The organism is Porcipelethomonas sp. (genome assembly GCF_051893655.1).
GTDB lineage: Bacteria > Bacillota > Clostridia > Oscillospirales > Ruminococcaceae > Porcipelethomonas.
This window is the reverse complement of the sequence record NZ_JBJFHN010000146.1, coordinates 1-24,901: the sequence shown is the minus strand read 5'-3', so window position 1 is coordinate 24,901 and position 24,901 is coordinate 1. Positions and strand designations below refer to the sequence as shown.

Genomic DNA, 24,901 nt, shown 5'->3' with positions numbered 1-24,901 from the left:
CTACTTTCATTCCTATTTGTGCTGACGCTACTGCGGCAGAATGGAGATTAACATGGGAAAATCAACAGGATTTCTTGAATATAAAAGAGTAGAAAATAAAGGGCAGGAGCCTCTTGAAAGAATTAAAACTTACCGTGAATTCCATACTCCTATGGATATGGAAGAAAGAAAAAATCAGGCGGCTCGCTGTATGGACTGCGGCGTACCGTTCTGCCAGTCAGGACAGCCGCTTATCGGCGGTATGGTTTCAGGCTGTCCGCTTAATAATCTGTGCCCTGAATGGAATGACCTGATATATAAGGGAAGAATGGATGAGGCAGCAAAGCGTCTGCTTCTGACAAACAGTTTTCCTGAATTTACTTCAAGAGTTTGTCCGGCACTTTGTGAAAAGGCTTGTACTTGCGGCCTGTATGGTGATCCGGTGACAGTCAAGGAAAACGAATACGCTGTAATTGAATACGCTTTTGAGCATGGTCTTATGAAACCACTGATACCTAAGGTAAGAACCGGCAAAAAAATTGCTGTTATAGGTTCAGGCCCTGCCGGACTTGCTGCTGCACAGCGCCTGAACAGACGTGGCCATTATGTTACAGTATTTGAACGTGAAGACCGTGTAGGCGGTTTGCTTATGTACGGTATTCCGAATATGAAGCTTGAAAAAACTGTTATTGAACGCAGAGTAAAGCTTATGGAAGAAGAAGGCGTAAAATTCCGTACTAATGTAAACGTTGGAAAAGATATATCTGCTGATGAAATAAAGAAAGAATTTGACGCTGTAATTTTATGCTGCGGTTCTTCAAATCCGAGAAATATCAATGCTCCGGGACGTGAATCAAATGGCATATACTATGCTATGGATTTCCTTAAGGCTACAACAAAAAGTCTTATTAATTCTAATTTGTCAGATGGTTATTATATCAGCGCAAAATATAAAAATGTAATTGTTATAGGCGGCGGTGATACCGGAAATGACTGTGTGGGTACGGCTATCCGTCATGGCTGTAAATCAGTAATTCAGCTTGAAATGATGCCGAAGCTTCCGGACAGCCGTGCGGCAGATAATCCATGGCCCGAATGGCCTAAGGTTTGTAAAACTGATTACGGTCAGGAAGAAGCAATTGCAGTATTCGGAAGAGATCCGAGAATATATCAGACAACAGTGAAAAGATTCGTAAATGATGAAACAGGTCATATTCGCTTCGTTGAAACAATAAAGCTTCAGCCGGTAACTGATTCAAAAACCGGACGTATGCGTATGGAAGAAATTGCAGGAAGCGAGCAGATGCTGCCGGCTGATCTGGTGCTGATTGCTGCCGGATTTTTAGGCTCTGAATCTTATATTACAGATGCATTCGGGGTAAAGCTAAATGAACGTACAAATGTTGCTACTGAATCAGCAAATACTTATCAGACAAATATTGAAAATGTTTTTACCGCAGGAGATATGCACAGAGGTCAGTCACTTGTTGTCTGGGCAATACGTGAAGGACGTGAAGCTGCTAATGCAGTCGATAAATATTTAATGGGATATACTAATCTCAGATAAAATACAAATAAATTTAAGGTATCTGAATAGCATAATATTCAGATGCCTTAATTTCAGTATTACAGGAAAATATTAAATTTTCTGTAAAACGCCATGTATTGCAAAAGTGTAAAAATTATGTTATAATAATATCAGACATTTTGATAAAATGGTTAATTTAAGGAGTGCAGTTAAATGGGTTTTTATGAAATGGATAAAAATGAACTTGTATCCATGAAAAAGCAGTGGGATGATGAATATAATACTTTTAAGGCTAAGGGACTTAAGCTTAATATGGCAAGAGGAAAGCCCGGACCGGAACAGCTGGAACTTAGTATGGATATGATGGATGTGCTGAACAGTAAAAGCAGTCTTATTGGTGTTAATGGTGACGATTACCGTAATTACGGTATTCTTGAGGGTATTCCTGAGGCACGGGATATGTTTTCAAAAATGATTGGCGTTCATGATGATGAAATTTTGGTTTGCGGAAATGCAAGTCTTAATATAATGTATGATGTTGTTTCTACATCATTCTTAAAAGGCGTTAATGGAAGTACACCATGGTGTAAACTGGAAAAGGTAAAGTTTTTGTGTCCTGTTCCCGGATATGACAGACATTTTGCAATATGCGAAAATTTTGGAATAGAAATGATCAATATTCCTACAGATGAAAATGGTCCGGATATGGATATGGTTGAGAAACTTGTTTCGTCTGATGATTCGATAAAGGGAATATGGTGCGTTCCTCAGTATTCAAATCCTACAGGATATATATATAGTGATGAGACAGTAAAGCGTTTTGCAGCATTAAAACCCAAAGCTGAAGATTTCAGAATATTCTGGGATAACGCTTATTGCATTCACCATTTGGTTGATTCTCCTAAGCTTATTCTGAATCTTATGGATGAATGCCGTAAAGCCGGAAATGAAGACATGGTTTATATTTTTGGCTCTACTTCAAAGGTTACTTTTCCGGGTGCCGGCGTTGCTGCACTGGGAACAAGCAAAAATAATATTGCATTCCTGAAAAAAGTTATGGGAATCAGAACTATCGGATATGATAAGATAAATCAGCTCAGACATGTAAGGTATTTCGGAGATTATCAGGGACTGTTAAAGCATATGGACAAGCACAAAACAATCCTTGCTCCTAAATTTGAGGCGGTTATTGATATGCTGGAAAAGGAAATTGCACCGCTTGGCATAGGCAGCTGGACTAAACCTCAGGGCGGATATTTTGTTTCATTTGATTCTCTTCCGGGATGCGCAAAACGAATAGTTGCTTTATGCAAGGAAGCCGGAGTTACTCTGACAGGTGCAGGAGCTACTTATCCTTACGGAAAGGATCCGGAAGATAAAAATATACGTATTGCTCCGACTTATCCTTCTGTTGAAGAACTTAAAATGGCAATGGAAATTTTCTGTCTTGCTGTTAAGATAGCAAGTGCTGAAACAGTATTGGATTAATTAAATATATTTTTAATAATTATCCTGAATTTTTTTGGATAAATTTAATAAAATCTAATGCTGTTTGGTAAAAAACTCATAAATTTATTGACTTTTTCATGCAGATAAAGTATAATAAACTTATATATAAATTATAAGGAGGAATAGGATATGATAAATAAGTTAAAAAAGATTTTGTCATTATTCAGTGCAGCAGCTTTAACAGCAACGGCTTGCGCTGTAACTGTGCCGGTAACAGCTGAAGATGCTGAATCAAATGTTATTTTTCATGATGAGTGCGAAAACCTTGAACTTGCTGATGGTATGGAAGTCTGGACTTCCGTCTACGACAAGCAGCTGCCGGGCTATTCCGGAGAGGGCTTTGTCTATGTAAGGGGTGATAGTTTCAGCTTTACTGTTGAAGCTCCGGAGGACGGTCTATATGACCTGAATTTCAGATGCGCACAGCTGGAAACAACCGAGGGACTGCGTTTGCAGACTGTCAATGTAAACGGCAAAAAGCTTGAAAAATGGCTGCCTTATCTCAACGAATGGACAGATGTCAACTTTGGAAGAGTAAGACTCAACAAGGGCGAAAACAACTTTGAAGTTACAGGCAGCTGGGGATATGCTGAATACGATACCGTTACAGTATCCAAAGCAAAAGTGCCGGAACTGAACATTGAACCGACTCTTTCAGACAAGAATGCCACAAAAGAAACACAGGGACTTATGAATTATCTCTGTGATATGTATGGAAACCACATTATTTCAGGTCAGCAGGAAATCTATGGCAACGGACACACCAAGGATCAGCCTGCCGGATACAGCGGCAAATACCTCCAGGGATATGAGTCGGAATTTGAATGGATACACGATAATTTCGGTGTTTACCCTGCAATAAGAGGTTTTGACTACCAGAACGTAAACCCACTCTACGGTTGGGACGACGGCACAACTGAAAGAATTATCGAATGGGCAAATGAGCGAAACGGTATTCCTACAGTCTGCCAGCATATAAGCTTGCCGACTGATTTCGATAATTATACCTTAGGTGATGAAGTGGACTGGTCTTCAGCGTCCTATAAGCCAAACAGTTCATTCAGCGTAAAGAATGCGACTATTGAGGGTACAAAGGAATATGAATACACCATGCTCTGCATTGACCTGCTTGCACAGGAACTTCTGAAAATACAGGACGCAGGAATTCCAGTTATTTTCAGACCGTACCACGAGGCACAGGGAAATTATGACGGAAACAGCGGTCAGGCGTGGTTCTGGTGGGGACAGGAAGGTCCTGAGCCTTACGTTGCTCTCTGGAGACAGCTTTATACAACCCTTACCGAAAAATACGGTCTGCACAACCTTATCTGGGAATTCAACAGCTATCTCTTAAACGGCTATGAAGATTGGTACCCGGGAGATGAGTATGTTGATATCGTGGGATTTGACAAGTACAACTGTATATACAACAGAACAGATGGTCTTTCTGACTGCCCTAACGAGGACGCTATTTCAGACACATTCTACAAGCTTGTTGACCTTACAAACAATACAAAGCTTGTTTCAATGCCTGAAAACGATACAGTTCCGAGTCTTGAAAATATGCTGATTGAAAAGGCAAACTGGCTCTATTTCTGTATCTGGTATGATAACGGTTCTGAAAACTTCCTTTCAGGTACTAACAAGAACAATCCGGACACACTGAAGGAAGTATATCAGAGTGATTACTGCATAACACTTGATGAACTTCCTGACTGGAAAAATTATGAATACGGTAATACTGAAACAACTGATCCTACTGATTCTACAGAAGAAACAAATCCAGACATTGATTTCGTTCCGGGAGATGTAAACAGTGATGAAAGTGTAAATGTTATTGATTCCATTGCACTCAGAAGAACCCTTGAAGCAGGAGTTTTTATAGATGCTCTTTACGCAAGCGCTTCTGATACAAACGGCAACGGCATTGTTGAAATAGCCGATTTGGTTTTATTGAATCAATGGCTTGTGGGAAAAGATGTTGAATTAACATATTATAATCCGGAAGTTTAAGAAAAAATTAACACACGGGAAGAATTTTCTTTCCGTGTGTTTTAATTTAAAATCATAATAATATAAACTAAAAAGGGAAGCTTTAAAAGCCTCCCTTAAAATTTATTATTCACTTACATATGGCAGAAGTGCAATATATCTTGCTCTTTTAATTGCCACTGTCAGCTGACGCTGATGATATGCACATGTACCTGTAACACGTCTTGGCAGGATCTTAGCTCTGTCAGTCATGCACTTTCTGAGTCTTGCGATATCTTTATAATCAATTTCGTCAATTCTGTCAGCACAGAACATACAAACCTTTTTACGAGGTCTTTTTGCGCCACGAGAATTTCTTTCTCTTTCCATTACAATAGCCTCCCTTTATATAAAGTAATTAAAACGGAACTTCTCCGTCGCTTAGAATTTCTTCAAAATCTCCTAAATCACCAAGCTGGATAGGTTCTTCAGCAGGTTGACTCTGGGGAGCTGTCTGCTTAGGAGCTGCAGAAACTTGCTGAGCAGCAGGCTGCTGGAAATTATCAACAATTCCGCTGTTTGCAGCACTTGCGGATTTTGACTCACCAAATGAAACATTATCTGCCTGAACATCCATTCCATAATGTTTTACACCATTTGCATCGGTATAATCATTGTTCCTGAGACTGCCTTCAACAATAATCATTTTTCCTTTTGAAAAATACCTACTGACAAATTCAGCGGTTTGTCTCCAGGCAATAACACGAATAAAATCGGTTTGTCTTTCTCCGGTATCTTTGGAACGATATCCTCTGTCAACTGCTACAGAAAACCGGCAGCTTGAAACACCCGAAGGAGTCTGCCTGAGTTCAGGATCAGCAGTAAGTCTTCCCATTATAATGACTTTATTAAGCATTTTGAAGTCCTCCTGTATGACTGGTGATTACTTTTTAACTGTAATCATAGAACGCATAACGCCGTCTGTGATTTTTGCAACTCTGTCAAGTTCAGCCGGGAAATCCGGTTTGGACTCGAAAGTATAAAGTACATAGTAACCTTCAGTCTGGTCATCAATTTCATAAGCCAGCTTACGCTTGCCCCATTCGTTGACTTCTTCAACAGTACCGTTGTTTTCGATAAGAGTCTTGAACTTTTCAACCAGTTCCTTTACCTTGTCTTCACCGGCAGCAATGCTGAATACAACCATTACTTCATATTTAGCGGATAATTTTGCCATGTAAAACACCTCCTTCTGGATTCAGCCCGTCACAATATACGAGCAAGGATAACAAATATATTATATACTTTTTTTGATTGAATGTCAAGACTTTTTAAAGATTTTTGGAAATTTCCTTTAAATATGCACGGAATTCCGAACCTATTTCCGGATGCTCCAGACCTACTTCCACTGACGCTTTTAAAATTCCAAGTTTGTTTCCCATATCATAGCGTGTTCCTGTAAAATCAACACCGGCAACTCCCGAACGCTGAGCTAAAACCTTCATAGCATCAGTAAGCTGAAGTTCATTTCCGGCACCGTATGGGATATTTTCAAGGATATCAAATATTTCTGCCGGAAGAACACATCTGCCCAGAATGGAGAAAAGAGAAAATTCCATGCCGGGTTCAGGTTTCTCTACCATATCAGTTACCTTGTAAATATTGTCCTTAAGCGATTCGACTTTCATTGATGAATATTTTCGTATATCCTGTTTTGAAACCTCTTTTATGCCGACTGCTCCACACAATCCGGTTTCCTCATATGCTCTTATAAGCTGACCGATACATGGATCCTCGCCTATAATTACATCGTCACCATATAACACTGCAAAAGGTTCATTTCCTACAAATTTTTTTGCCTGCAAAACCGCATGCCCTAAACCTTTCTGTTCCATTTGCCTTACATAAGTTATATTTGCAAGCTTTGTTATATCAATGACCTGATCAAGCATTTTACGTTTAGCTTCACCGCCTGCTGCAAGCTTGTTTTCAAGTTCTGGCATACGGTCAAAATGATCTTCCATTTCGGATTTTCCACGGCTTGTGATGATTAAAATATCTTCAATACCGCTTCTGGCTGCTTCTTCAACAATATACTGTATGGCTGGTTTATCTACAATCGGGAACATTTCTTTTGGTATAGCTTTCGTGGCAGGAAGTACTCTTGTACCGAGTCCGGCTGCCGGGATTACAGCTTTTTTGATTTTCATTTAAAACCTCCGGATTATTTTTAATTTTTAAATATAAATAAAATAATATATAAGAATCATGGAAAGCACAAGCTGAATGCCAAATGCAATGAACATGCTAAGGAAGCTTGTACCTCCTGATACTTTGATTTTTTCAGCAGCGGCATTTTCATCAAGACCGCTGTTTTTGATATTTTTTATTTTTCGGATGGTATGCCGGTAGTAAAGCCAGTTTGCAAACAGACACATTAAAATCTGGAATGCCAGTGAAATTACATTGCATATTTCCAGAACCACTTCAAATGCAGTTCCTTCTACATCTACCATGTTTAAAATACCGGATGATATTTCCATCATGTATAAATAATATATCATTGCAGGTATTGATGTAATAAATCTTACCGCAATTGACAGCAGAGCTTCTGCCCACATTTTTCTGTTGGCAAAATAAAACTGCGGAAACAGAAAGCATATAACGTTCATTGATATTTTTTTGCCTGTTTCTTTCATTCTTTTAAATAACGGCAGATAATACATACGGTTTGACCCTACGAATTCTGCAGCTTCTGATAATTTTACATCATCGAATTCTTCATCCGGATTCATTCCGCAGTATTTATCATTGGGATTAAAATTCATTCCCATAAAAGGATTAGCATTGGAATTCCCGGAATTCTGATCAGTACTGCCAGTAAAATTCTGGCTTTGCTGATTCATTCCGTCTACAAAAAATGCACCGCAGTTTTCGCACACAATAGAGTGCGGCTTATTTATTTTACCGCATTTGTCACATTTTTTAAATGAATCTTCCCCTGAAGACTGTTCAATTTCTTCCGACCAGCTTTTATGTTCTTCATGCAGCTGAGTATTTATACACTTACCTTGTTTTTCATAGCATTCCCTGTGGTAAGGAGTACCGCATTCAGGGCATACAACTATATCATCATTGTCGTTGAATTCCTGATTGCAGATTATGCATTTTGCACCTGTGAAATTAGACATTAATTGCCCCCCTTGGAGTTTATAGTTCGACTTTATTGTATATTATTATAGCACATTTTTTCTGATTTTCAAACACTTTCAAAAAAATAAATAAAAAAATTTGCAGTGAACGCATTTTTGTAGTATAATAAAATCTGTAACATATAAATAAGGGGGCACAATTTAAAGTAATTTACAAAAAGCTTTACTTTGTGTTGTATTGTATAATACCCTGTATTTATTATGCGGCATTTTCTTTATATACATATTAAATGAAAGCAAAATTTAAGTAAAATTTCAAAGGAGTATACATGATTTTATTAGATGATCTTAAAAATGAACTGACTTCTTATGTTCCTGAAGTCAAAGAACTATCAGATGTTCTGGATATTGAACATGCTAAAATTGAGCTGGAAGAGCTGAGAAACAAGGCGGCAGAGCCGGGATTCTGGGATGATCTTGAGCGTTCCCAGCAGGTCTTGCAGAAAACCAAGGCAATTGAAAATAAGATTGCAAGTCTGGAATCACTTTCGTCCCAGCTTGATGATCTGATAACTCTTACAGAACTTTCTATGGAGGAAGATGATGAAAGTGCAGCCGAGGAAATTGCACAGGGACTTGAAGAATTCAAGAAAAAACTTGAAAATCAAAAGCTTACAACACTTCTTACAGGCGAGTATGACGAGAATAATGCAATTATAACCTTTCATGCAGGCGCCGGGGGTACGGAGGCACAGGACTGGGCAGAAATGCTTTACAGAATGTATAACAAATGGGCAGAAAGTCATGATTTCAAAGTAAATCTTCTGGATTACCTTGACGGGGATGAAGCCGGACTTAAGAGTGCGTCCATACTTGTTGAGGGAGTTAATGCCTATGGTTTTCTCAAGTCAGAGGCAGGGGTACACAGACTTGTAAGAATTTCTCCTTTTGACTCGTCCGGAAGACGTCATACATCATTTGCGGCTATTGAGGTAATGCCGGAAATTGATGATAATATTGAAGTGGATATCCGTCCTGAGGATATTAAAATGGATGTGTACAGAGCAAGCGGTGCCGGCGGTCAGCATATTAACAAGACATCATCAGCTGTTCGTCTTACACATATTCCTACTGGAATTGTTGTTGCATGTCAGACTCAGCGAAGTCAGTTCCAGAACAAGGACTATGCTATGAAAATGCTCAAATCCAAGCTTATTGAAATAAAGGAAAGAGAACATCTGGAAAAAATCTCGGATATCAAAGGCGTACAGAAAGAAATTGCATGGGGTGCACAGATTCGTTCCTATGTATTTATGCCTTATACACTTGTTAAAGACCACAGAACAAGTTTTGAAACGGGAAATATCTCTGCGGTTATGGACGGTGATCTCGACGGATTTATTAATGCATATCTGAAATCACTTTCCCATGGAACATTGGAAAATAAGTAAAATTTTGATATACATTCTGTAAATCAGTAGTTACAGCAGTATATCCGAAACCTTGCTGGGGAAACCTTTCTGAAGAGAGGTTCTTTCCCAGACCCCTTTCCAAAGACTTTTATTTATTTTTTCTCAGAGGTGCATTTGTTCCTCTGAGAAAAAATCAGGTGAAGTTTTAGGAAGGGAGTTTGAGGGAAATCCTTTTTCAAAAGGGGTTCCCTCAATAAGTTACGAAGATAGTTGCTATTAATTATTAACAGCGGAGGATATCATGCTTTATGAATATAAAATAAAAACTCCGGCAGAGGATTTTATAAATATCACTGAATATGTCAGTGATGCTGTAGCAAAAAGCGGAGTTAAAAGCGGGATATGTATAGTTTATTGTCCTCATACCACAGCCGGAATCACAATAAATGAAAATGCCGACCCGGATGTGGTGACCGACTTGCTTTATGCTCTTGACAAAACATATCCGGACAGACCTGAATTTCGTCACATGGAAGGAAATTCATCGGCTCATCTGAAAACCCTTGCGACCGGAAACAATACTGTTATAATTATCGAAAACGGCAGACTTGTTCTCGGAACATGGCAGGGAATATATTTCTGCGAATATGACGGACCGAGAAACAGACATTTTTATGTTAAGGTAATGGGTGATTGAAATGGCAAAAACTTTTCAGGACTATATTAATGAAAGTACAAATATTGTGTTTTTCGGCGGAGCCGGAGTGTCAACGGAAAGCGGTATTCCTGATTTCAGAAGTGTTGACGGACTTTATAATCAGAAATATAAATTTCCGCCGGAAACAATTTTAAGCCACGATTTTTTCATGAGTGAAACAGAAGAGTTTTACAGATTTTACCGTGAGAAAATGCTTTGCCTGGATGCTAAACCTAATATAACCCATTTAAAGCTTGCAGAAATGGAAAAGTCAGGAAGGCTTAAGGCTGTCATAACCCAGAATATTGACGGACTTCATCAGGCAGCAGGCAGTAAGACAGTTTATGAACTGCATGGTAGTGTGCTTCGCAATTACTGCATGAAATGCGGAAAGTTTTATAATGCTGAATTTATTCTTCACAGCAAAGATATTCCCGGATGTGAATGCGGCGGAATCATAAAGCCCGATGTTGTTTTATATCAGGAAGGTCTTGATGACAGTGTTATAAATGGCTCTGTAAATGCAATTGAAAATGCCGATTTGCTGATCGTAGGCGGAACTTCACTGAACGTTTATCCGGCTGCCGGACTGATACAGTATAAGAGCCGTAATTGTAAGCTTGTTCTTATAAATAAAAGCAATACTCCGGCGGATTCCTATGCTGATCTGGTTTTACATGAAAGTCTGGGCAGCGTATTCGGAGAAATAAATACAAATGGAGGAAAGCAATGAGAGCAGTATTGCAAAGGGTTACTCATGCGTCTGTTAAGGTTGACGGTGAGGTAAAAGGAAGTATCGGAAAGGGACTGCTTGTTTTTCTGGGCGTAGGACTGGATGATACTGAAGAAGACGTAAAAAGGCTTGTGAATAAAATTGTAAGGCTTAGAATTTTTTCAGATGAAAATGATAAGATCAATCTTTCGGTAAACGACGTCAACGGTTCACTGCTGGTTATTTCCCAGTTTACTTTATATGCAGACTGCCGTAAGGGCAACAGACCAAACTTTTTAAATGCAGGAAAGCCGGATGAGGCAAACAGGCTTTATGAGTTTTTTACGGAGGAATGCAGAAATTATGTTCCTGTTGTTGAAAAAGGTGTTTTCGGGGCTGATATGAAGGTGGAACTTTTAAACGACGGACCGTTTACAATAGTTCTGGAGGATGTATAGTAATAGAATATGGTTTAAAACTCTCCTGTTTAGTGCATAATAAAACAGGAGGGATTTTTATGTATAAAAGACTTATAATTCTCGCTGTGACTTTTGCATTTATGTTTTCGATACTTTATATGAGAATATATGTGGTGGTGAATAATAATGATTATCTGGAAACAGGAAAAAATCAGGGTACTTATAAACTGACAGTTGGAAATGTAAACGGAAATATATATGACCGAAATTACAATAAACTGGTAAACAATAAAACAAATTTTTATGCTGCTATTAATCCTACAGCTGATGCAGCGGAGGAAATACTGCCCCATATTGTTGACAGAGATGAATATTACTCAAAGCTTGTTTATGGGAGTCCTTTTGTGTGCCAGGTGGACAGCAATAAGTTCGACAGCAGTGATATTACGGTATTTGAAGTACCGGAAAGATACAGTGAAAACCAGATCGCACAGCATATTATCGGTTATGTGCAGGACGGTAAGGGTGTTACCGGAATTGAAGCGGCATATGATGAATTTCTGCGTTCAAACGTTCAGCAGAATACGGTAACATACGGTATTGACGGTCAGGGAACTGTTCTGGAGGGTATTGACAGACAGATAGAAGCTGATGATGAAATGACTGCTGGAGTCGTGCTGACCATTGACAAATATATTCAGGCAATATGTGAGCTTGCAGGCAGTAAAATGGAAAAAGGTGCTGTTGTTGTTATGGATATACACACCGGGGATATACTGGGCATGGCAAGTGTTCCGGGTTACAGTACGGATAATCTTGAAGACGCACTGAATGATGAAAATTCTCCGCTTATTAACCGCTGTCTGTATTCATACAATGTAGGTTCAATATTTAAGCTTATCACTGCACAGGCTGCATTTGAACAGGGGTTAAATGAAGATTTTACCTATAACTGCACAGGATATACTGAAATTGACGGACAGATTTTTAAATGTCATGATATTGGCGGGCATGGAATTCAGAATATGACAGAGGCAATGACCAATTCGTGCAATACTTATTTTATTGAACTGTCAAAACATATTGATAATTCTGTTTTTCTGGAAACAGCTGAAAAAATGGGATTCGGGAGAAGTATTCCGCTGGCTTCAGGAATAATTGCATCCGGAGGGAATTTGCAGACTTTGGAAGATCTTGAGCTTCCGGCTGAAAAAGCAAATTTTTCTTTCGGTCAGGGAAAGCTTCTGGCATCTCCTGTGCAGATCTGTGCATTTACAGCGGCTATTGCAAATGAGGGAAAACTTTTTGTTCCAAGACTTGTAAAGGGTATCACACAGGACGGAAAAGAAATTGTTAATGAGGAGGATATAAAGTATTCTCAGGTGATGGACAGAACAACTGCATTCAGACTTCAGGATCTGATGATAGCAGCAGTAAGCGAAAATGAAAATTCCAATGCAAGACCCGGAAATACTTATGCCGCAGGTAAAACTTCTACTGCACAGACCGGAAGGTTCGGTGATGACGGAGTTGAAATATGCCATGGCTGGATAACCGGCTATTTTCCGGTAAGCGAACCCAGATATGCTGTAACTGTACTTTGCGAGGACGGGGGATACGGCAATGACTGTGCAGCCCCAGTGTTTAAGGAAATTGCAGAGAGAATAACGAATATTTATAAATAAAATTCAAAAAATGATTGACTTTTTTTGAATTTTTGATATAATATAAAAGGAATATTATATTGGCTGTGATAGGAATGATTGCCGTTTTTGTTCTTCAGAGAGGAAGCATATGGTGTAAGCTTCTGTTCATACCGGCAAGTGCTACCCTTGAGCTTCCGGTGAAAGCCGGACGTGATTTATGCGTTAAATAAAATAAAGGAAAGTATTTATACTTTTGAATTTGGGTGGTACCACGAGCCTTCGTCCCATTAGGACGCAAGGCTTTTATTATTGCAGCTTTTTATAAATCAATTATAAGGAGTTTTTTATTTATGAAGTGGCGTGGAGTCAATGAATTAAGAGAAATGTATCTTTCTTTTTTTGAAAGCAAAAATCATACAAGAATGGCAAGTGCTTCACTGATACCTCAGGGAGATAACAGTCTGCTGCTTATTAATTCCGGTATGGCACCTCTTAAGAAGTTTTTCCTGGGGCAGGCTGTTCCGCCGAATAAAAGAGTAACTACATGTCAGAAGTGTATCAGAACACCTGATATTGAACGTGTCGGAAAAACTTCCAGACATGGTACATATTTTGAAATGTTGGGAAACTTCTCTTTCGGGGATTATTTTAAGGTGGAAGCTATTGAATGGGCTTGGGAATTCTTTACAAAGGTTCTTGAAATGCCTGTTGACAAGCTTTATGTTTCAGTATATGAAGATGATGACGAGGCTTATGACTTATGGACAAAGCATATCGGCGTATCACCTGATCATATGACAAGACTCGGAAAGGAAGATAATTTCTGGGAACATGGTTCGGGTCCGTGCGGTCCTTGCTCTGAAATTTATTTTGACAGAGGTCCTGAACATGGATGCGGCTCTCCTGACTGTAAGGTGGGCTGTGACTGTGACAGATATGTTGAAGTATGGAATCTTGTATTCAGTCAGTTTGACAGCGACGGCAAGGGTAATTACACTAAAATGGAACACCCGAATATTGATACCGGTATGGGACTTGAAAGACTTGCATGTGTAATGCAGGGCGTTGATAACCTGTTTGAGGTTGATACTGTTAAGAATATTATGAACAGGATCTGTGAAATAGCCGGTGTTGAATATAAAAAAGATGAACAGACAGACGTTTCATTAAGAGTTATCACAGACCATATAAGAAGTACTACATTTATGGTGGGTGACGGTATTACTCCTGCAAACGAGGGAAGAGGTTATGTTCTTAAAAGACTTCTCAGAAGAGCCGCAAGACACGGCAAAATGCTCGGCATCAGTGAGCCGTTCCTTTATAAGGTTTGTGATACTGTAATTGAAGAAAACAAAGCAGCTTATCCGGAACTGGAAGAAAAAAGAGAGCTTATCAAGACAATTATCAAGCATGAGGAAGAAAGTTTTGCTAAAACAATTGATAAAGGTTCAGAATTGTTAAATCAGTTTATTGATAAAATTGAGTCAGGAGATCTTAAAAATGTATTGTCTGGTGACGATGCGTTTAAGCTTAGCGATACCTATGGATTCCCTCTTGATCTTACAAAGGAAATTGCTGCTGAAAAGGGAATTTCTGTTGATGAAAACCGTTTTATGGAGTGTATGGAGGAACAGAAGAGAAAGGCAAGAAGTGACAGGGCTTCAAAGGTGAAAACCTCATGGAGTGAAGACAGTACGGCTGATATCAATGTTCCTGCAACGGAATTTACAGGTTATACCAGATTTAAGCATGACGCACAGATACTTGAAATCTTTGCAGACGGAAAACCTGTTGATTCAGCGTCAGAGGGACAGGAAGCTGTTGTAATTCTTGATTCAACTCCGTTCTATGCAGAAAGCGGCGGACAGGAATCTGATACTGGTGAACTGAAAGCAGAAGGAGCTCTTTTCTCAATTTACAGTGTAAAGAAAACTGAGAACGGTCATTTCCTGCATTTCGGTACTGTAGAGCAGGGAAGCATTAATAAAAACGATAAGATATTTGCTGAAATAGATGTTGAAAAGAGAATGTCTGCAATGAGAAATCATACGGCTGCACATCTTCTTCAGGCAGGTCTCAGAAAGGTTCTGGGAACTCATGTTCATCAGGCAGGTCAGCTTGTAAACTCAGAAAGATGCAGATTTGACTTTTCTCATTTCAGTGCGCTTACATCAGATGAACTGGATGAGGTAGAAAATTTTGTAAATGATGAAATCCTTAAATCTGTTGATGTTGTGACTAAGGAAATGCCTATAGATGAAGCAAGAAATCTGGGCGCTATGGCACTGTTCGGAGAAAAATACGGAGATATCGTAAGAGTGGTTGATATCGGCGGTGATTCTGTGGAATTCTGCGGCGGTACTCATGTAAAAAATACTTCAAACATCGGATTGTTTAAAATTGTTTCTGAAAGCTCCGTTGCTTCAGGTGTCAGAAGAATTGAAGCAGTAACCGGAAACGGTGTTTTAAAGCTTATGAATGAGTTCAGAAAAAATATCAAGGATGCTGCTGATATTCTTAAAATTACAAATCCTTCAAAGCTTGTTGAAAGATGTGAAGTACTCATAGAAGAAGTCAAGGAAAAGGATAAGCAGATCCAGAAGCTCAGTCAGCAGCTTGCCGGAAATCAGCTCGTTGAAATATTTAAAGATGCAAAGGAAATTAATGGAATAAAAATTGTTTCCGCAATGCTTAATGGTACAAAACCGGATATGCTCAGACAGCTTGGAGATAAAATAAAGGAACAAACTGAAGACTTTATTGCAGTATTTGCAGGCGTTTCTGATGATAAGGGTACACTTTACTGTGTATGCGGTAAAAATGCAGTTGCAAAGGGTGCAAATGCCGGTAAGATAGTACAGAGAATAGCGGCTGTTACAGGCGGCAAGGGCGGCGGACGTCCTGACAATGCAATGGCAGGTATAGGTAAAAATTATATGATCGATGAAGCATTGGGTTCATTGGAAAGTATTGTTGAAGAATTTTTGAAATAAGGAGAAGCTACAAATGAGTGATTGTCTGTTTTGTAAAATTATTGCCGGAGAAATACCAAGCAGTAAGGTTTATGAGGATGATATGGTATATGCGTTTAAAGATATAGAACCGGTTGCACCGATTCATTATCTGATTGTTCCGAAAGAGCATATTTCTGGTGCGTCTGAAATAAATTCTGAAAATTCAAAGTATGTGGCTCATATTTTTGAGGTCGCTGCTAAAATTGCTGCTGATGAGGGCTTTTCTGACGGATTCAGGATTATTACAAACTGCGGAGAAGACGCAGGTCAGAGTGTTCATCATCTCCATTTTCACCTTCTTGCAGGAAAGAAAATGGGCTGGAGCAGTGACAGTGCAGTCTGATTTCAGGAGGGACAAGTATGGATCATTATGCGCTTAAGGTTGCAGGACTTACAAGAGAGCTTCCTCTTTGTCCTTTAAATGACAAGCTGGATATTGCCGCTTTTATTATGTTTTCAGATGTTGAACTGACTGTAAAATGCGCAGAAGAGCTTCTTAAAAAAGTGCCGGAATTTGATGTTATTCTGACTGCTGAAAGCAAGGGAATTCCGCTGGGATATGAAATGGCAAGGCAAAGCGGAAAAAAATATATTGTCGCCAGAAAATCTGTAAAGCTTTATATGAAAAATCCCGTTTCTGTAGAGGTGAAATCTATCACAACTGAAAATAAGCAGACTTTATTCCTTGATGAGGACAGTGTATCTGAACTGAAAGGAAAGAAAGTACTGATAGCAGATGATGTAATCAGTACAGGAGAATCATTAAATGCTCTTGTTGCTCTTGTAAAGAAAGCCGGAGGAGAAATTGTATGCCAGTCAGCAGTTTTAGCTGAAGGGGATGCGGCTGACAGAGATGATATTGTTTATCTTGAAAAACTGCCGCTGTTTTTTAAATAAAATTGAAACGTAAAATAGTTTATGCCGGTGCAGCATGGGGAGTTGGCTTATTGGTCGCTTCATTACTGCGTCCGGCATTTTATTTTTTAATAATTATTTCTGCGGCTGTTCTGTTGGTTTTATGGAAATTTATTTTTAAGCTGAAAATAAAAGAAGTGATTCTATTGCTGACAGTATTTTGTATAGCAGTGGGATATTATGGAACTTACAGTTCTTTAAAATATGATTCAGTTTTAAAATACAGCGGAAAGGAAATATATTTCATCGGTAAAATTATTGATTATCAGGAATATTCCGGAGATAAAACCCGTTATCTTCTTAAAGGGAGAATTAATGATAAGGAAACTGTAAAAATATATGTATATGACAATACTTATGATTTTAGTATAAGTGATGAATTTTATCTGGAAGGTACATTAAAAATTCCTGAAAATGATTATCTGTTTGACAGCAGGGATTACTATAAATCAAATGGTATTTATCTGGTTTCGGATAAAATTACAAAGTCGTATGTAACTGAAAATAATGGATTTTCACTGAACAGAATACTCAGAGAGTACAGAGATTATGTTACAGAATTTATAAGATCTTCAATTCCGGAGAATGAGGCATCAATGCTTACAGCTATGCTGTTTGGTGATAAATCAGGAATCGAAACGGATGATAAAACAATGTTTTACAGAACAGGCATCGGACATGTAATGGCTGTTTCTGGTTTGCATCTGGTTTTATTCTGTGGTATCTTTTCTTATATTTTTAAAAGAACCGGCATGAACAAAAGAATACAATTTGTTTTATTGGAAGTTTTAATGCTTTTGTTTGCTGTATGCAGCGGACTTTCACCGTCTGTACTCCGTGCGGCTCTTATGATGACTATCGTTTATGCAGCACCATTATTCTACCGGCATTCAGATACTCTTAATTCAATTTGTATTTCACTGATTATTCTTACAGTGGGTTGTCCGTTTTCTATCAGAAATCCTTCACTGGTTCTGTCTGTCACAGGAACTTTCAGTGCCGGTGTTTTTGCACCATTTATTTCGGACAAAATTTCAGGAAATGACTTCTTCAGAAAAAATATTCGTAAAATTGTATACATGTTCTGTGTTTCTGCTGGTATTTTTCCTGTGTCAGTTATTTGCTTCGGAGAAGGGTCATTTTTTTCGCCTGCTGCAAATATTATACTGACCCCTATATGCATGGCGGCACTTTTGCTGGGCATGATTTCAGCTCTTACGGTATTTGTAAAACCTGTATTACTTGTTAAGTGTGCAGGAGTACTGTGCCGGATTGTACTAAATTCTGTCCGGCTTATCGGAAATCAGAAATTTTCATATATTAGTTTTGATGGTAATGCAAAGATAATAGCAGTAGTTTTAATTATATTTTGTATTCTTACATATTTTATTTTTAAGAATCATAAGATGGAAGTTATTTCGGTTTTGTGTTCATGGGTAATATTCTGTACAAGTATTTCTATTTTGAATTACTCTGGAAGAAATGATGTTAATATTGCCTTGCTGGGTGATGAAAGTATTGATGTTGTAATAATTTCCAGAGGATTATCTGCCGATATTATTGATCTGAGCGGAGATAAATATAATTGTCAGTATGCTGTGAAGTATCTTCAAAGTGAAAATATAACTGAAATAAACAGTATTTCAATAATGTCGAAACCTTATCAGACAATGGCAATATATAATAATTCAATGGATTTATTTGAAGTCAGAAAAGTTTTGCTGCCTTCTGGTACTTTTATCCGGCAGGACAGTTATATATGCGGAACACAGCCTGAATTTTCAGATTACAGTAATCTTACTGTTAAATATAATGAATACACATATGGCATATATAACTCTATGATTTACTTATACTATGGAGATTTTTCATTTGCGTGTGACAGCAGCAGGAATATTGACCATGTAACTGTATTTGCTGAATATGACATGCTTTTCGAACCTCCGGAATGCAAAGGTCTGATAATTCCGGAAGCAGAAAATTCAGCTGAGAGTTCAGGAGAAATATGTGAATCAAATATTGTTGTACGTGCAGATAAAAATGCAGAATTTTCAGTTAGGAGACTGTAAAAATGGCTGAGATTAATGCTATGGAATTATTGAAAAAAATTAAGTCAGGTGAACTTCCGGGAATTTATTATATCTATGGCAGAGATGTTATGACTGTTGAAGAAACAACCAGGGCAATACTGAAAAAATATCTTGGAAAAAACTGGCGTGAAAATGTAAATAAAATTGACGGGAAAAATATTGATATAAGCAGTTTACTGGATATTATGGAAATTAGTCCTATGTTTGCCGAATATAATGCCATTGTGATTAATGATCTGAATGCTGAAGAGCTTAGTGCTGATAAAATCAACCAGCTGACGGACGCACTGAATACGCTTCCGGAATATACAGTTGTAATTTTCAACATTACCGGATTTGATGTGAAAAACGGCAAAAAATATATTACGGGAAAAAATAAAAAACTTGCTGACTGTATAAGCAAAAAAGGATTGGTTTGTGAATGCGGACTGAAAACCATGACGGCGGTTGTGAAATCAATTACTGACAAAGCTCAGAAATACGGCTGTTCAATATCCAGAACCACAGCTCAGAAACTTGCAGAATATTGTCTGATGGATTCTATGCAGATAAACAATGAACTGGAAAAATTATGCTCCTACAGAGAAAATCAGGAAATCAGACCAGAGGATGTTGATCGGCTTGTTTCAGGACAGATTGAAACTGATTCCTTTAAGCTTGCAAGAGCTGTAACTTCTTTGAATGCCGGACAGGCTTTTGTTTTGCTTGATGATTTGCTGGACAAAAGAAATGAACCGGTGGCTGTGCTGTCTGCAATTTCAATGGCGTTTCTTGACTTATATCGTGCCAGAGCTGCTATGACTGTAAATAAACGACCGAATGATATTATCAGTGATTTTAACTATAAAGGAAGGGAATTTGCTGTCAATAATGCTTATCGTGACTGCCGTAAAATATCATTGGAAAATATACGAAAATGTATATGTATTCTCAGAGATACTGACAGAAAGCTAAAGCAGTCACCGGTATCACAGAAAATAATACTTGAAAAGGCTCTTACAGAAATGATTATTGCAGCAAGAAGATAAATAGGATGTGTTGGAATGATAAAGATAGATCAGGCAATTATAGTTGAAGGAAAATATGACAAAATAAAGATTTCTTCAATTGTTGATGCTGTAATTATTGTAACTAATGGCTTTGGAATATTCAAAGACACGGAAAAGCTTGAACTTATTAAATATTATGCTGTGAAAACAGGTATTATTATTCTTACTGATTCCGACAGTGCCGGTTTTAAAATCAGAAATCATATAAAAGGTGCTGTGAAAAACGGTAAAATTTATAATGTTTACATACCTGATATAATTGGCAAGGAAAAGAGAAAAACAAAGCCTTCTGCTGAGGGTAAGCTTGGCGTTGAAGGAGTAGAAAAAAGAATAATTTTAAAGGCATTTGAAAATGCTGGTATTACAGCTTCCGAATCTGCAGATGATGGTCGGGAGAAAATATCTAAGACAGATTTGTATATGCTTGGACTTTCCGGAGGAAAAAACAGCAGTGTTTTACGTCGGAGACTGTTGGAATATTTAAATCTTCCTACACTGCTTTCGTCAAATTCAATGCTGGAAGTTCTGAATACAATGATGGACTGTGATGAACTTAAAGAAATAATGGACAAAAAGATAATAAGCAGGAGATAATAAATGGTTTTTTCAAGTATTGTATTTATTTATTTTTTTCTTCCTGTTATTCTGCTGATTTATTATGCAGTCCCGAAGCAGATTAAAAATATAATTCTTTTAGCTTCAGGCTTGCTTTTTTATGCGTGGGGAGAACCGGTTTACGTTTTTCTTATGCTTTTTACTACAGCAGTTGATTATACGGCAGGAAGAATTATTGACAGGTTTGATGCAAATGATAAAATCCGGAGAGCTGCACTTATCACATCTTTGGTGATAAATTTAGGAATACTTTTCACCTTTAAATACAGTGGGTTTGCAGCAGGAATTATCGGATTAAAAATTAAAGAACTGCCTTTGCCTATAGGCATTTCATTTTACACATTTCAGAGTATGTCATATACTATAGATATGTATATGAGGAAAATCAAAGTACAGAAAAACTTTATTAATTATGCTGCATATGTAACACTTTTTCCACAGATTGTTGCCGGACCTATTGTAAGGTATGAGGATGTTCAGAATGAAATAAACGAAAGAAAAATAAATGGTGTTATGTTTGGAGAGGGTGCAGAAATTTTCATAAGGGGACTGGGAAAAAAGGTTCTGCTTGCAAACAATATCGGACTTTTATGGACTGAAATAAAGTCTATGGATTATTCCGGGATTTCAGCAGTTACTGCATGGCTTGGAATACTTGCTTTTACTTTCCAGATTTATTATGATTTTTCCGGATATTCAGATATGGCGGTGGGCCTTGGAAAAATGCTCGGATTTAACTTTCCGGAAAATTTCAGGCATCCCTATATTTCAAGAAGTATTTCAGAATTCTGGAGAAGGTGGCATATTACTCTTGGTTCATGGTTTCGTTCTTATGTTTACATACCGCTTGGGGGAAACCGCAAAGGAAAGGCAAAAACTTTGAGAAACCTTTTAATAGTCTGGGGGCTGACCGGACTATGGCATGGTGCAAGCTGGAATTTTATTTTATGGGGAATTTATTTTGGAGTATTGATAATAATTGAAAAATTTTTTCTGGGAAAGTATCTTGAAAAGATAAATCCTTTTTTCAGTATACTTTATACATTTGTACTGGTTGTTTTCGGATGGGTTCTGTTTGATACTGCAAGTCTGACAGATGCATTGTATTACTTTAAGGCAATGTTTTGCGGCAACGGTACTTTTATAGATTCTCAGGCATTGTTTCAGCTTAAAAATTATATTGTTTTATTTGTTCTGTGTGTATTTTTCAGTGGAGAACTTCCGGGAAAAATTATAAAAAAGCTTAAGGAAAAGTCATCTGTTTCTAAAATTATAGATGTTTCTGCACCTTTTGTACAGATATGTATAATGCTTATCTGTACGGCTTATCTGGTGGATGCAAGCTATAATCCTTTTCTTTATTTCAGATTTTAGGAGGAAGATGACAGATGGACAAAAAGCGAAAAATAATAATGGCTGTATTTTTTTCAGTGCTGATTGTTTCAATGCCGCTGATCTTAATATTTTCTGATAAAAAAGATATTTCAGAAGCTGAAAACAGAAAGCTTGGAAATATGCCGGAATTTAGTGCATCAGCAGTGGCAGACAAAAGTTTTATGAAGGATGTTGAAAAATATCTTTCTGATCATTTTCCGGAACGCATTAACTGGGTAAGGGCAAAAATGGATATTGACAGACTTTCGGGAAAGGATATGATAAATAATATTTATATAACTGACAGTATGCTTATTGAAAAAATAAATGAACCGGATTATAATGAAATTGATATTTCAGTAAATGCAATAAATAAATATGCTCAGTTATATGATACTGAGGTTTTTGCACTTATTGCTCCTACTTCCGCCGGAATTTACAGGGACAGACTGCCTGAAAATGCTCCTCAGATTGATCAGAAGGAAATTATTGAACATATTTATAATAATTTTTCTGATGATATAACCTGTATAGATGTATTTGATTGCCTTATAAATGAAAAAGAAAATTATATATATTACAGAAATGATCATCACTGGACAAGCTATGGTGCATATTGTGCCTACAGCGAAGCAATAAAGCAGCTGGGCGGTGAAACTTTACCTGTTGAAGCATACAGCATTGAGCATGCAAGTTCGGATTTCAGAGGAACATTTTATGCAAAATGTCTGTACAAAAAAACACCGGCTGATGTAATTGATATTTATAGTCTGAAAAACGGTGCAGATATCACAGATGTGATTTTAGATGACGGTACGGGACAGTCACACTGTGATGATATTTATTTCAGGGATTTTCTTGAGGGCAGAGACAAGTACTGCGTATTTCTGGGTAATAACAGAGCATTTACTGATATAAAAACTGATGTGGGAAACGGTAAAAAAATATTGGTCATAAAAGATTCCTATGCAAATTCCTTTATTCCGTTCCTGACTCAGAATTATTCAGAAATTGCAGTTATTGATCTTAGGTATGTAAAAACTTCAATTGGTGATTTTGTAAATCCTGATGATTATGATCAGACTCTTTTTCTTTATAATGCGTCTACGTTTGCAGAGGACAAAAATATAAAAATTGCAGGTTTTGAAGGATGATTCAAAGGAGTTTTAAAAATGAAAATTTTGATAATAAGACACGGAGAACCGGACTATTCTATTGATTCTCTTACTGAAAAAGGCTGGAGGGAGGCAGAGCTTTTGTCTGACAAGCTTAAAAATATGCAGATAAAAGCATTTTATGTGTCTCCATTGGGAAGAGCAAGGGATACAGCGTCATTTACTCTGGAAAAAACCGGACAAACTGCTGAAATATGTGACTGGCTCAGAGAATTTGATGCACCTATAAACGGTCCCGATGGCAATAAACGCATAACATGGGACTGGCTGCCGGGTGAATGGACGGCAGAAGATAAATATTACAGCAGGGATTTATGGTATACAACTCCAATAATGGAGGAAGGAAAAGTTATTGATGAGGCAAAAAAAGTTTATACCGGACTGGACAGTCTTATTGCAAAGCATGGTTATGAAAGAAACGGAAATTGTTATAATGCAGTAAATCCTAACAACGATACCATTGCTTTGTTCTGCCATTTTGGTGTTGAATGTGTTATGCTGGGGCATCTTCTTGGAGTTTCACCAATGGTTTTGTGGCATGGATTCTGTGCACTCCCATCCTCGGTTACTACACTGGTGACAGAAGAACGGCGTAAGGGAACTGCTTATTTTCGTATGCTTTCTTTCGGAGATACTTCACATCTTTATATTGCAGGGGAACAGCCGTCATTTGCTGCACGATTCTGTGAGACATTTGACAATGAAAATGAACGTCATGACTAATGGAGGAAAAATTATGGTTTATATTTGTTATCCTAAGTGTACTACGTGTAAAAAAGCTCAGAAGTGGCTTGATGAAAATAATATTTCATATACGCTCAGAGATATTAAGGAAAATAATCCGAGTTATGAGGAATTATCTGAATGGTATAAGAAAAGCGGACTGCCGCTGAAACGTTTTTTTAATACAAGCGGCGTTTTATATAAATCAATGAACCTGAAAGAAAAACTTGCTGATATGACTGAGGAAGAACAGCTGAAACTTCTGGCTACAGACGGAATGCTGGTAAAAAGACCTATTATTGTATCTGATAGTATTATACTGGTCGGATTTAAAGAAAATGAATGGGAAAAACTTAAATGATGGAGAATTGAAATGACTGTACGAATGGCAGAAAAACGGGATATTGAGAAAATCGGGGAGCTGCTTTTGCAGGTATGCAATGTGCATAATGCGGGCAGACCAGATTTATTCAGAAAAAACGGCAGAAAGTATACTGATCAACAGCTCGAAGAAATAATTGATGACAAAAGCAGACCTGTTTTAGTAGGTGTTGATGAAAATGACAGGGTTTTGGGGTATGCCTTTTGTATTTTTCAGGAACATAAAGGCGATACAGCAATGACGGATATAAAAACCCTTTACATAGATGATCTTTGTGTTGACGAAAAAATCAGGGGACAGCATATCGGTGAAGAAATTTACAGAGCCGTTGTGGATTTTGCACGGAAAAATGAATGCTATAATGTAACCCTTAATGTATGGATGTGCAATGAACGTGCTGTAAAGTTTTATGAAAAGTGCGGACTGTATCCTCAGAAAATGGGCATGGAGACTATTTTATAAAAAAACAGCGGATTTTCCGCTGTTTCAGACTGTAGAAAAACCCCATATTCGATGCCGAATATGGGGTAAAATTTTAA

General features: G+C 37.7%; 24 protein-coding genes and 1 other annotated feature. Of the genes, 19 read left to right on the top strand and 5 right to left on the bottom strand.

All coding sequences use genetic code 11. The features are described 5' to 3' along the window. Window positions 1–52: 52 nt before the first annotated feature. The 3 genes from ACI4WO_RS09250 (at window position 53) to ACI4WO_RS09240 (ending at window position 5,029) form a co-directional block, all read left to right on the top strand. Entirely contained in the window at window positions 53–1,546 is a 1,494-nt protein-coding gene (locus ACI4WO_RS09250; RefSeq protein WP_439807275.1) for a glutamate synthase subunit beta, read from the top strand. Between the two features lie 174 nt (window positions 1,547–1,720). Next, window positions 1,721–2,995 carry an aminotransferase class I/II-fold pyridoxal phosphate-dependent enzyme gene (locus ACI4WO_RS09245; protein WP_439807274.1) on the top strand — a complete coding sequence of 425 codons (1,275 nt, stop codon included), beginning with the start codon at window positions 1,721–1,723 and terminating at the stop codon, window positions 2,993–2,995. A gap of 150 nt (window positions 2,996–3,145) precedes the next feature. Beyond that, the gene (locus tag ACI4WO_RS09240; protein ID WP_439807273.1) at window positions 3,146–5,029 is read left to right on the top strand and encodes a glycosyl hydrolase; all 1,884 of its coding nucleotides are present in this window, start codon (window positions 3,146–3,148) and stop codon (window positions 5,027–5,029) included. Between the two features lie 105 nt (window positions 5,030–5,134). On the opposite strand, the gene rpsR is transcribed toward ACI4WO_RS09240, so the two are convergent. The 5 genes from rpsR to ACI4WO_RS09215 all read right to left on the bottom strand — a co-directional run bounded on the left by rpsR (window position 5,135) and on the right by ACI4WO_RS09215 (window position 8,178). After that, on the bottom strand, window positions 5,135–5,377 hold the full coding sequence (gene rpsR / locus ACI4WO_RS09235) for a 30S ribosomal protein S18 (protein ID WP_439807272.1): 243 nt from the start codon (window positions 5,375–5,377) through the stop codon (window positions 5,135–5,137). A gap of 28 nt (window positions 5,378–5,405) precedes the next feature. Continuing rightward, window positions 5,406–5,903, bottom strand: coding sequence for a single-stranded DNA-binding protein (locus ACI4WO_RS09230; protein WP_439807271.1), 498 nt, complete (start codon window positions 5,901–5,903; stop codon window positions 5,406–5,408). 27 nt (window positions 5,904–5,930) lie between these two features. After that, a complete protein-coding gene (rpsF, locus tag ACI4WO_RS09225; protein ID WP_439807270.1) occupies window positions 5,931–6,224 on the bottom strand; it encodes a 30S ribosomal protein S6 in 294 nt (97 codons plus the stop codon). 94 nt (window positions 6,225–6,318) lie between these two features. Beyond that, the gene (galU, locus tag ACI4WO_RS09220; protein ID WP_439807269.1) at window positions 6,319–7,197 is read right to left on the bottom strand and encodes a UTP--glucose-1-phosphate uridylyltransferase GalU; all 879 of its coding nucleotides are present in this window, start codon (window positions 7,195–7,197) and stop codon (window positions 6,319–6,321) included. A 27-nt stretch (window positions 7,198–7,224) separates the two neighbouring features. Next, entirely contained in the window at window positions 7,225–8,178 is a 954-nt protein-coding gene (locus ACI4WO_RS09215) for an RING finger protein (RefSeq protein WP_439807268.1), read from the bottom strand. Window positions 8,179–8,468: 290 nt separating this feature from the next. On the opposite strand from ACI4WO_RS09215, the gene prfB reads away from it, so the two are divergent. The 16 genes from prfB (at window position 8,469) to ACI4WO_RS09135 (ending at window position 24,824) form a co-directional block, all read left to right on the top strand. Next, window positions 8,469–9,590 carry a peptide chain release factor 2 gene (gene prfB / locus ACI4WO_RS09210; protein ID WP_439807267.1) on the top strand — a complete coding sequence of 374 codons (1,122 nt, stop codon included), beginning with the start codon at window positions 8,469–8,471 and terminating at the stop codon, window positions 9,588–9,590. A gap of 262 nt (window positions 9,591–9,852) precedes the next feature. Next, on the top strand, window positions 9,853–10,248 hold the full coding sequence (locus ACI4WO_RS09205) for a secondary thiamine-phosphate synthase enzyme YjbQ (RefSeq protein ID WP_439807266.1): 396 nt from the start codon (window positions 9,853–9,855) through the stop codon (window positions 10,246–10,248). Between the two features lies 1 nt (window position 10,249). Next, window positions 10,250–10,981 carry an NAD-dependent protein deacylase gene (locus ACI4WO_RS09200; RefSeq protein WP_439807265.1) on the top strand — a complete coding sequence of 244 codons (732 nt, stop codon included), beginning with the start codon at window positions 10,250–10,252 and terminating at the stop codon, window positions 10,979–10,981. After that, window positions 10,978–11,418: a D-aminoacyl-tRNA deacylase gene (gene dtd, locus ACI4WO_RS09195; RefSeq protein ID WP_439807264.1), complete on the top strand. Its 441-nt coding sequence runs from the start codon at window positions 10,978–10,980 to the stop codon at window positions 11,416–11,418. Before ACI4WO_RS09200 ends, dtd begins: the two co-directional genes overlap by 4 nt. 59 nt (window positions 11,419–11,477) lie before the next feature. After that, window positions 11,478–13,064 (top strand): peptidoglycan D,D-transpeptidase FtsI family protein, encoded by a 1,587-nt coding sequence (locus ACI4WO_RS09190; protein ID WP_439807263.1) that lies wholly within the window; start codon window positions 11,478–11,480, stop codon window positions 13,062–13,064. A gap of 56 nt (window positions 13,065–13,120) precedes the next feature. After that, window positions 13,121–13,315: a binding site (T-box leader), on the top strand. A gap of 60 nt (window positions 13,316–13,375) precedes the next feature. Next, window positions 13,376–16,018 carry an alanine--tRNA ligase gene (gene alaS, locus ACI4WO_RS09185; RefSeq protein WP_439807262.1) on the top strand — a complete coding sequence of 881 codons (2,643 nt, stop codon included), beginning with the start codon at window positions 13,376–13,378 and terminating at the stop codon, window positions 16,016–16,018. A gap of 13 nt (window positions 16,019–16,031) precedes the next feature. After that, window positions 16,032–16,382, top strand: a complete 351-nt coding sequence (locus ACI4WO_RS09180) for a histidine triad nucleotide-binding protein (RefSeq protein ID WP_439807261.1) — start codon at window positions 16,032–16,034, stop codon at window positions 16,380–16,382. Window positions 16,383–16,399: 17 nt separating this feature from the next. Beyond that, a complete protein-coding gene (locus tag ACI4WO_RS09175) occupies window positions 16,400–16,936 on the top strand; it encodes a phosphoribosyltransferase family protein (protein ID WP_439807260.1) in 537 nt (178 codons plus the stop codon). Between the two features lie 50 nt (window positions 16,937–16,986). After that, window positions 16,987–19,023, top strand: coding sequence for a ComEC/Rec2 family competence protein (locus tag ACI4WO_RS09170; protein ID WP_439807259.1), 2,037 nt, complete (start codon window positions 16,987–16,989; stop codon window positions 19,021–19,023). Between the two features lie 2 nt (window positions 19,024–19,025). Beyond that, window positions 19,026–20,072, top strand: a complete 1,047-nt coding sequence (gene holA / locus ACI4WO_RS09165) for a DNA polymerase III subunit delta (protein WP_439807258.1) — start codon at window positions 19,026–19,028, stop codon at window positions 20,070–20,072. Window positions 20,073–20,087: 15 nt separating this feature from the next. Further along, window positions 20,088–20,687, top strand: a complete 600-nt coding sequence (locus tag ACI4WO_RS09160) for a toprim domain-containing protein (RefSeq protein WP_439807257.1) — start codon at window positions 20,088–20,090, stop codon at window positions 20,685–20,687. Window positions 20,688–20,690: 3 nt separating this feature from the next. Then, on the top strand, window positions 20,691–22,082 hold the full coding sequence (locus ACI4WO_RS09155; RefSeq protein ID WP_439807256.1) for an MBOAT family O-acyltransferase: 1,392 nt from the start codon (window positions 20,691–20,693) through the stop codon (window positions 22,080–22,082). A gap of 14 nt (window positions 22,083–22,096) precedes the next feature. Next, window positions 22,097–23,236: a DHHW family protein gene (locus tag ACI4WO_RS09150; protein ID WP_439807255.1), complete on the top strand. Its 1,140-nt coding sequence runs from the start codon at window positions 22,097–22,099 to the stop codon at window positions 23,234–23,236. Window positions 23,237–23,254: 18 nt separating this feature from the next. Beyond that, window positions 23,255–23,980: a histidine phosphatase family protein gene (locus ACI4WO_RS09145; RefSeq protein ID WP_439807254.1), complete on the top strand. Its 726-nt coding sequence runs from the start codon at window positions 23,255–23,257 to the stop codon at window positions 23,978–23,980. A gap of 13 nt (window positions 23,981–23,993) precedes the next feature. After that, entirely contained in the window at window positions 23,994–24,341 is a 348-nt protein-coding gene (locus ACI4WO_RS09140; RefSeq protein ID WP_439807253.1) for an arsenate reductase family protein, read from the top strand. Window positions 24,342–24,353: 12 nt separating this feature from the next. Further along, window positions 24,354–24,824: a GNAT family N-acetyltransferase gene (locus tag ACI4WO_RS09135; RefSeq protein ID WP_439807252.1), complete on the top strand. Its 471-nt coding sequence runs from the start codon at window positions 24,354–24,356 to the stop codon at window positions 24,822–24,824. Window positions 24,825–24,901 lie beyond the last annotated feature (77 nt).

Bases quoted from the DNA above. Each gene is read 5' to 3' on its own strand.
- ACI4WO_RS09190 (WP_439807263.1), top strand. From the start codon at position 11,478: ATGTATAAAAGACTTATAATTCTCGCTGTGACTTTTGCATTTATGTTT.
- ACI4WO_RS09135 (WP_439807252.1), top strand. From the start codon at position 24,354: ATGACTGTACGAATGGCAGAAAAACGGGATATTGAGAAAATCGGGGAG.
- ACI4WO_RS09245 (WP_439807274.1), top strand. From the start codon at position 1,721: ATGGGTTTTTATGAAATGGATAAAAATGAACTTGTATCCATGAAAAAG.
- ACI4WO_RS09240 (WP_439807273.1), top strand. From the start codon at position 3,146: ATGATAAATAAGTTAAAAAAGATTTTGTCATTATTCAGTGCAGCAGCT.
- ACI4WO_RS09230 (WP_439807271.1), bottom strand. From the start codon at position 5,903: ATGCTTAATAAAGTCATTATAATGGGAAGACTTACTGCTGATCCTGAA.
- ACI4WO_RS09140 (WP_439807253.1), top strand. From the start codon at position 23,994: ATGGTTTATATTTGTTATCCTAAGTGTACTACGTGTAAAAAAGCTCAG.
- ACI4WO_RS09200 (WP_439807265.1), top strand. From the start codon at position 10,250: ATGGCAAAAACTTTTCAGGACTATATTAATGAAAGTACAAATATTGTG.
- ACI4WO_RS09150 (WP_439807255.1), top strand. From the start codon at position 22,097: ATGGACAAAAAGCGAAAAATAATAATGGCTGTATTTTTTTCAGTGCTG.
- ACI4WO_RS09215 (WP_439807268.1), bottom strand. From the start codon at position 8,178: ATGTCTAATTTCACAGGTGCAAAATGCATAATCTGCAATCAGGAATTC.
- holA (WP_439807258.1), top strand. From the start codon at position 19,026: ATGGCTGAGATTAATGCTATGGAATTATTGAAAAAAATTAAGTCAGGT.
- rpsF (WP_439807270.1), bottom strand. From the start codon at position 6,224: ATGGCAAAATTATCCGCTAAATATGAAGTAATGGTTGTATTCAGCATT.
- ACI4WO_RS09160 (WP_439807257.1), top strand. From the start codon at position 20,088: ATGATAAAGATAGATCAGGCAATTATAGTTGAAGGAAAATATGACAAA.
- ACI4WO_RS09145 (WP_439807254.1), top strand. From the start codon at position 23,255: ATGAAAATTTTGATAATAAGACACGGAGAACCGGACTATTCTATTGAT.
- alaS (WP_439807262.1), top strand. From the start codon at position 13,376: ATGAAGTGGCGTGGAGTCAATGAATTAAGAGAAATGTATCTTTCTTTT.
- ACI4WO_RS09205 (WP_439807266.1), top strand. From the start codon at position 9,853: ATGCTTTATGAATATAAAATAAAAACTCCGGCAGAGGATTTTATAAAT.
- rpsR (WP_439807272.1), bottom strand. From the start codon at position 5,377: ATGGAAAGAGAAAGAAATTCTCGTGGCGCAAAAAGACCTCGTAAAAAG.
- ACI4WO_RS09250 (WP_439807275.1), top strand. From the start codon at position 53: ATGGGAAAATCAACAGGATTTCTTGAATATAAAAGAGTAGAAAATAAA.
- dtd (WP_439807264.1), top strand. From the start codon at position 10,978: ATGAGAGCAGTATTGCAAAGGGTTACTCATGCGTCTGTTAAGGTTGAC.
- ACI4WO_RS09175 (WP_439807260.1), top strand. From the start codon at position 16,400: ATGGATCATTATGCGCTTAAGGTTGCAGGACTTACAAGAGAGCTTCCT.
- galU (WP_439807269.1), bottom strand. From the start codon at position 7,197: ATGAAAATCAAAAAAGCTGTAATCCCGGCAGCCGGACTCGGTACAAGA.
- ACI4WO_RS09155 (WP_439807256.1), top strand. From the start codon at position 20,691: ATGGTTTTTTCAAGTATTGTATTTATTTATTTTTTTCTTCCTGTTATT.
- ACI4WO_RS09180 (WP_439807261.1), top strand. From the start codon at position 16,032: ATGAGTGATTGTCTGTTTTGTAAAATTATTGCCGGAGAAATACCAAGC.
- prfB (WP_439807267.1), top strand. From the start codon at position 8,469: ATGATTTTATTAGATGATCTTAAAAATGAACTGACTTCTTATGTTCCT.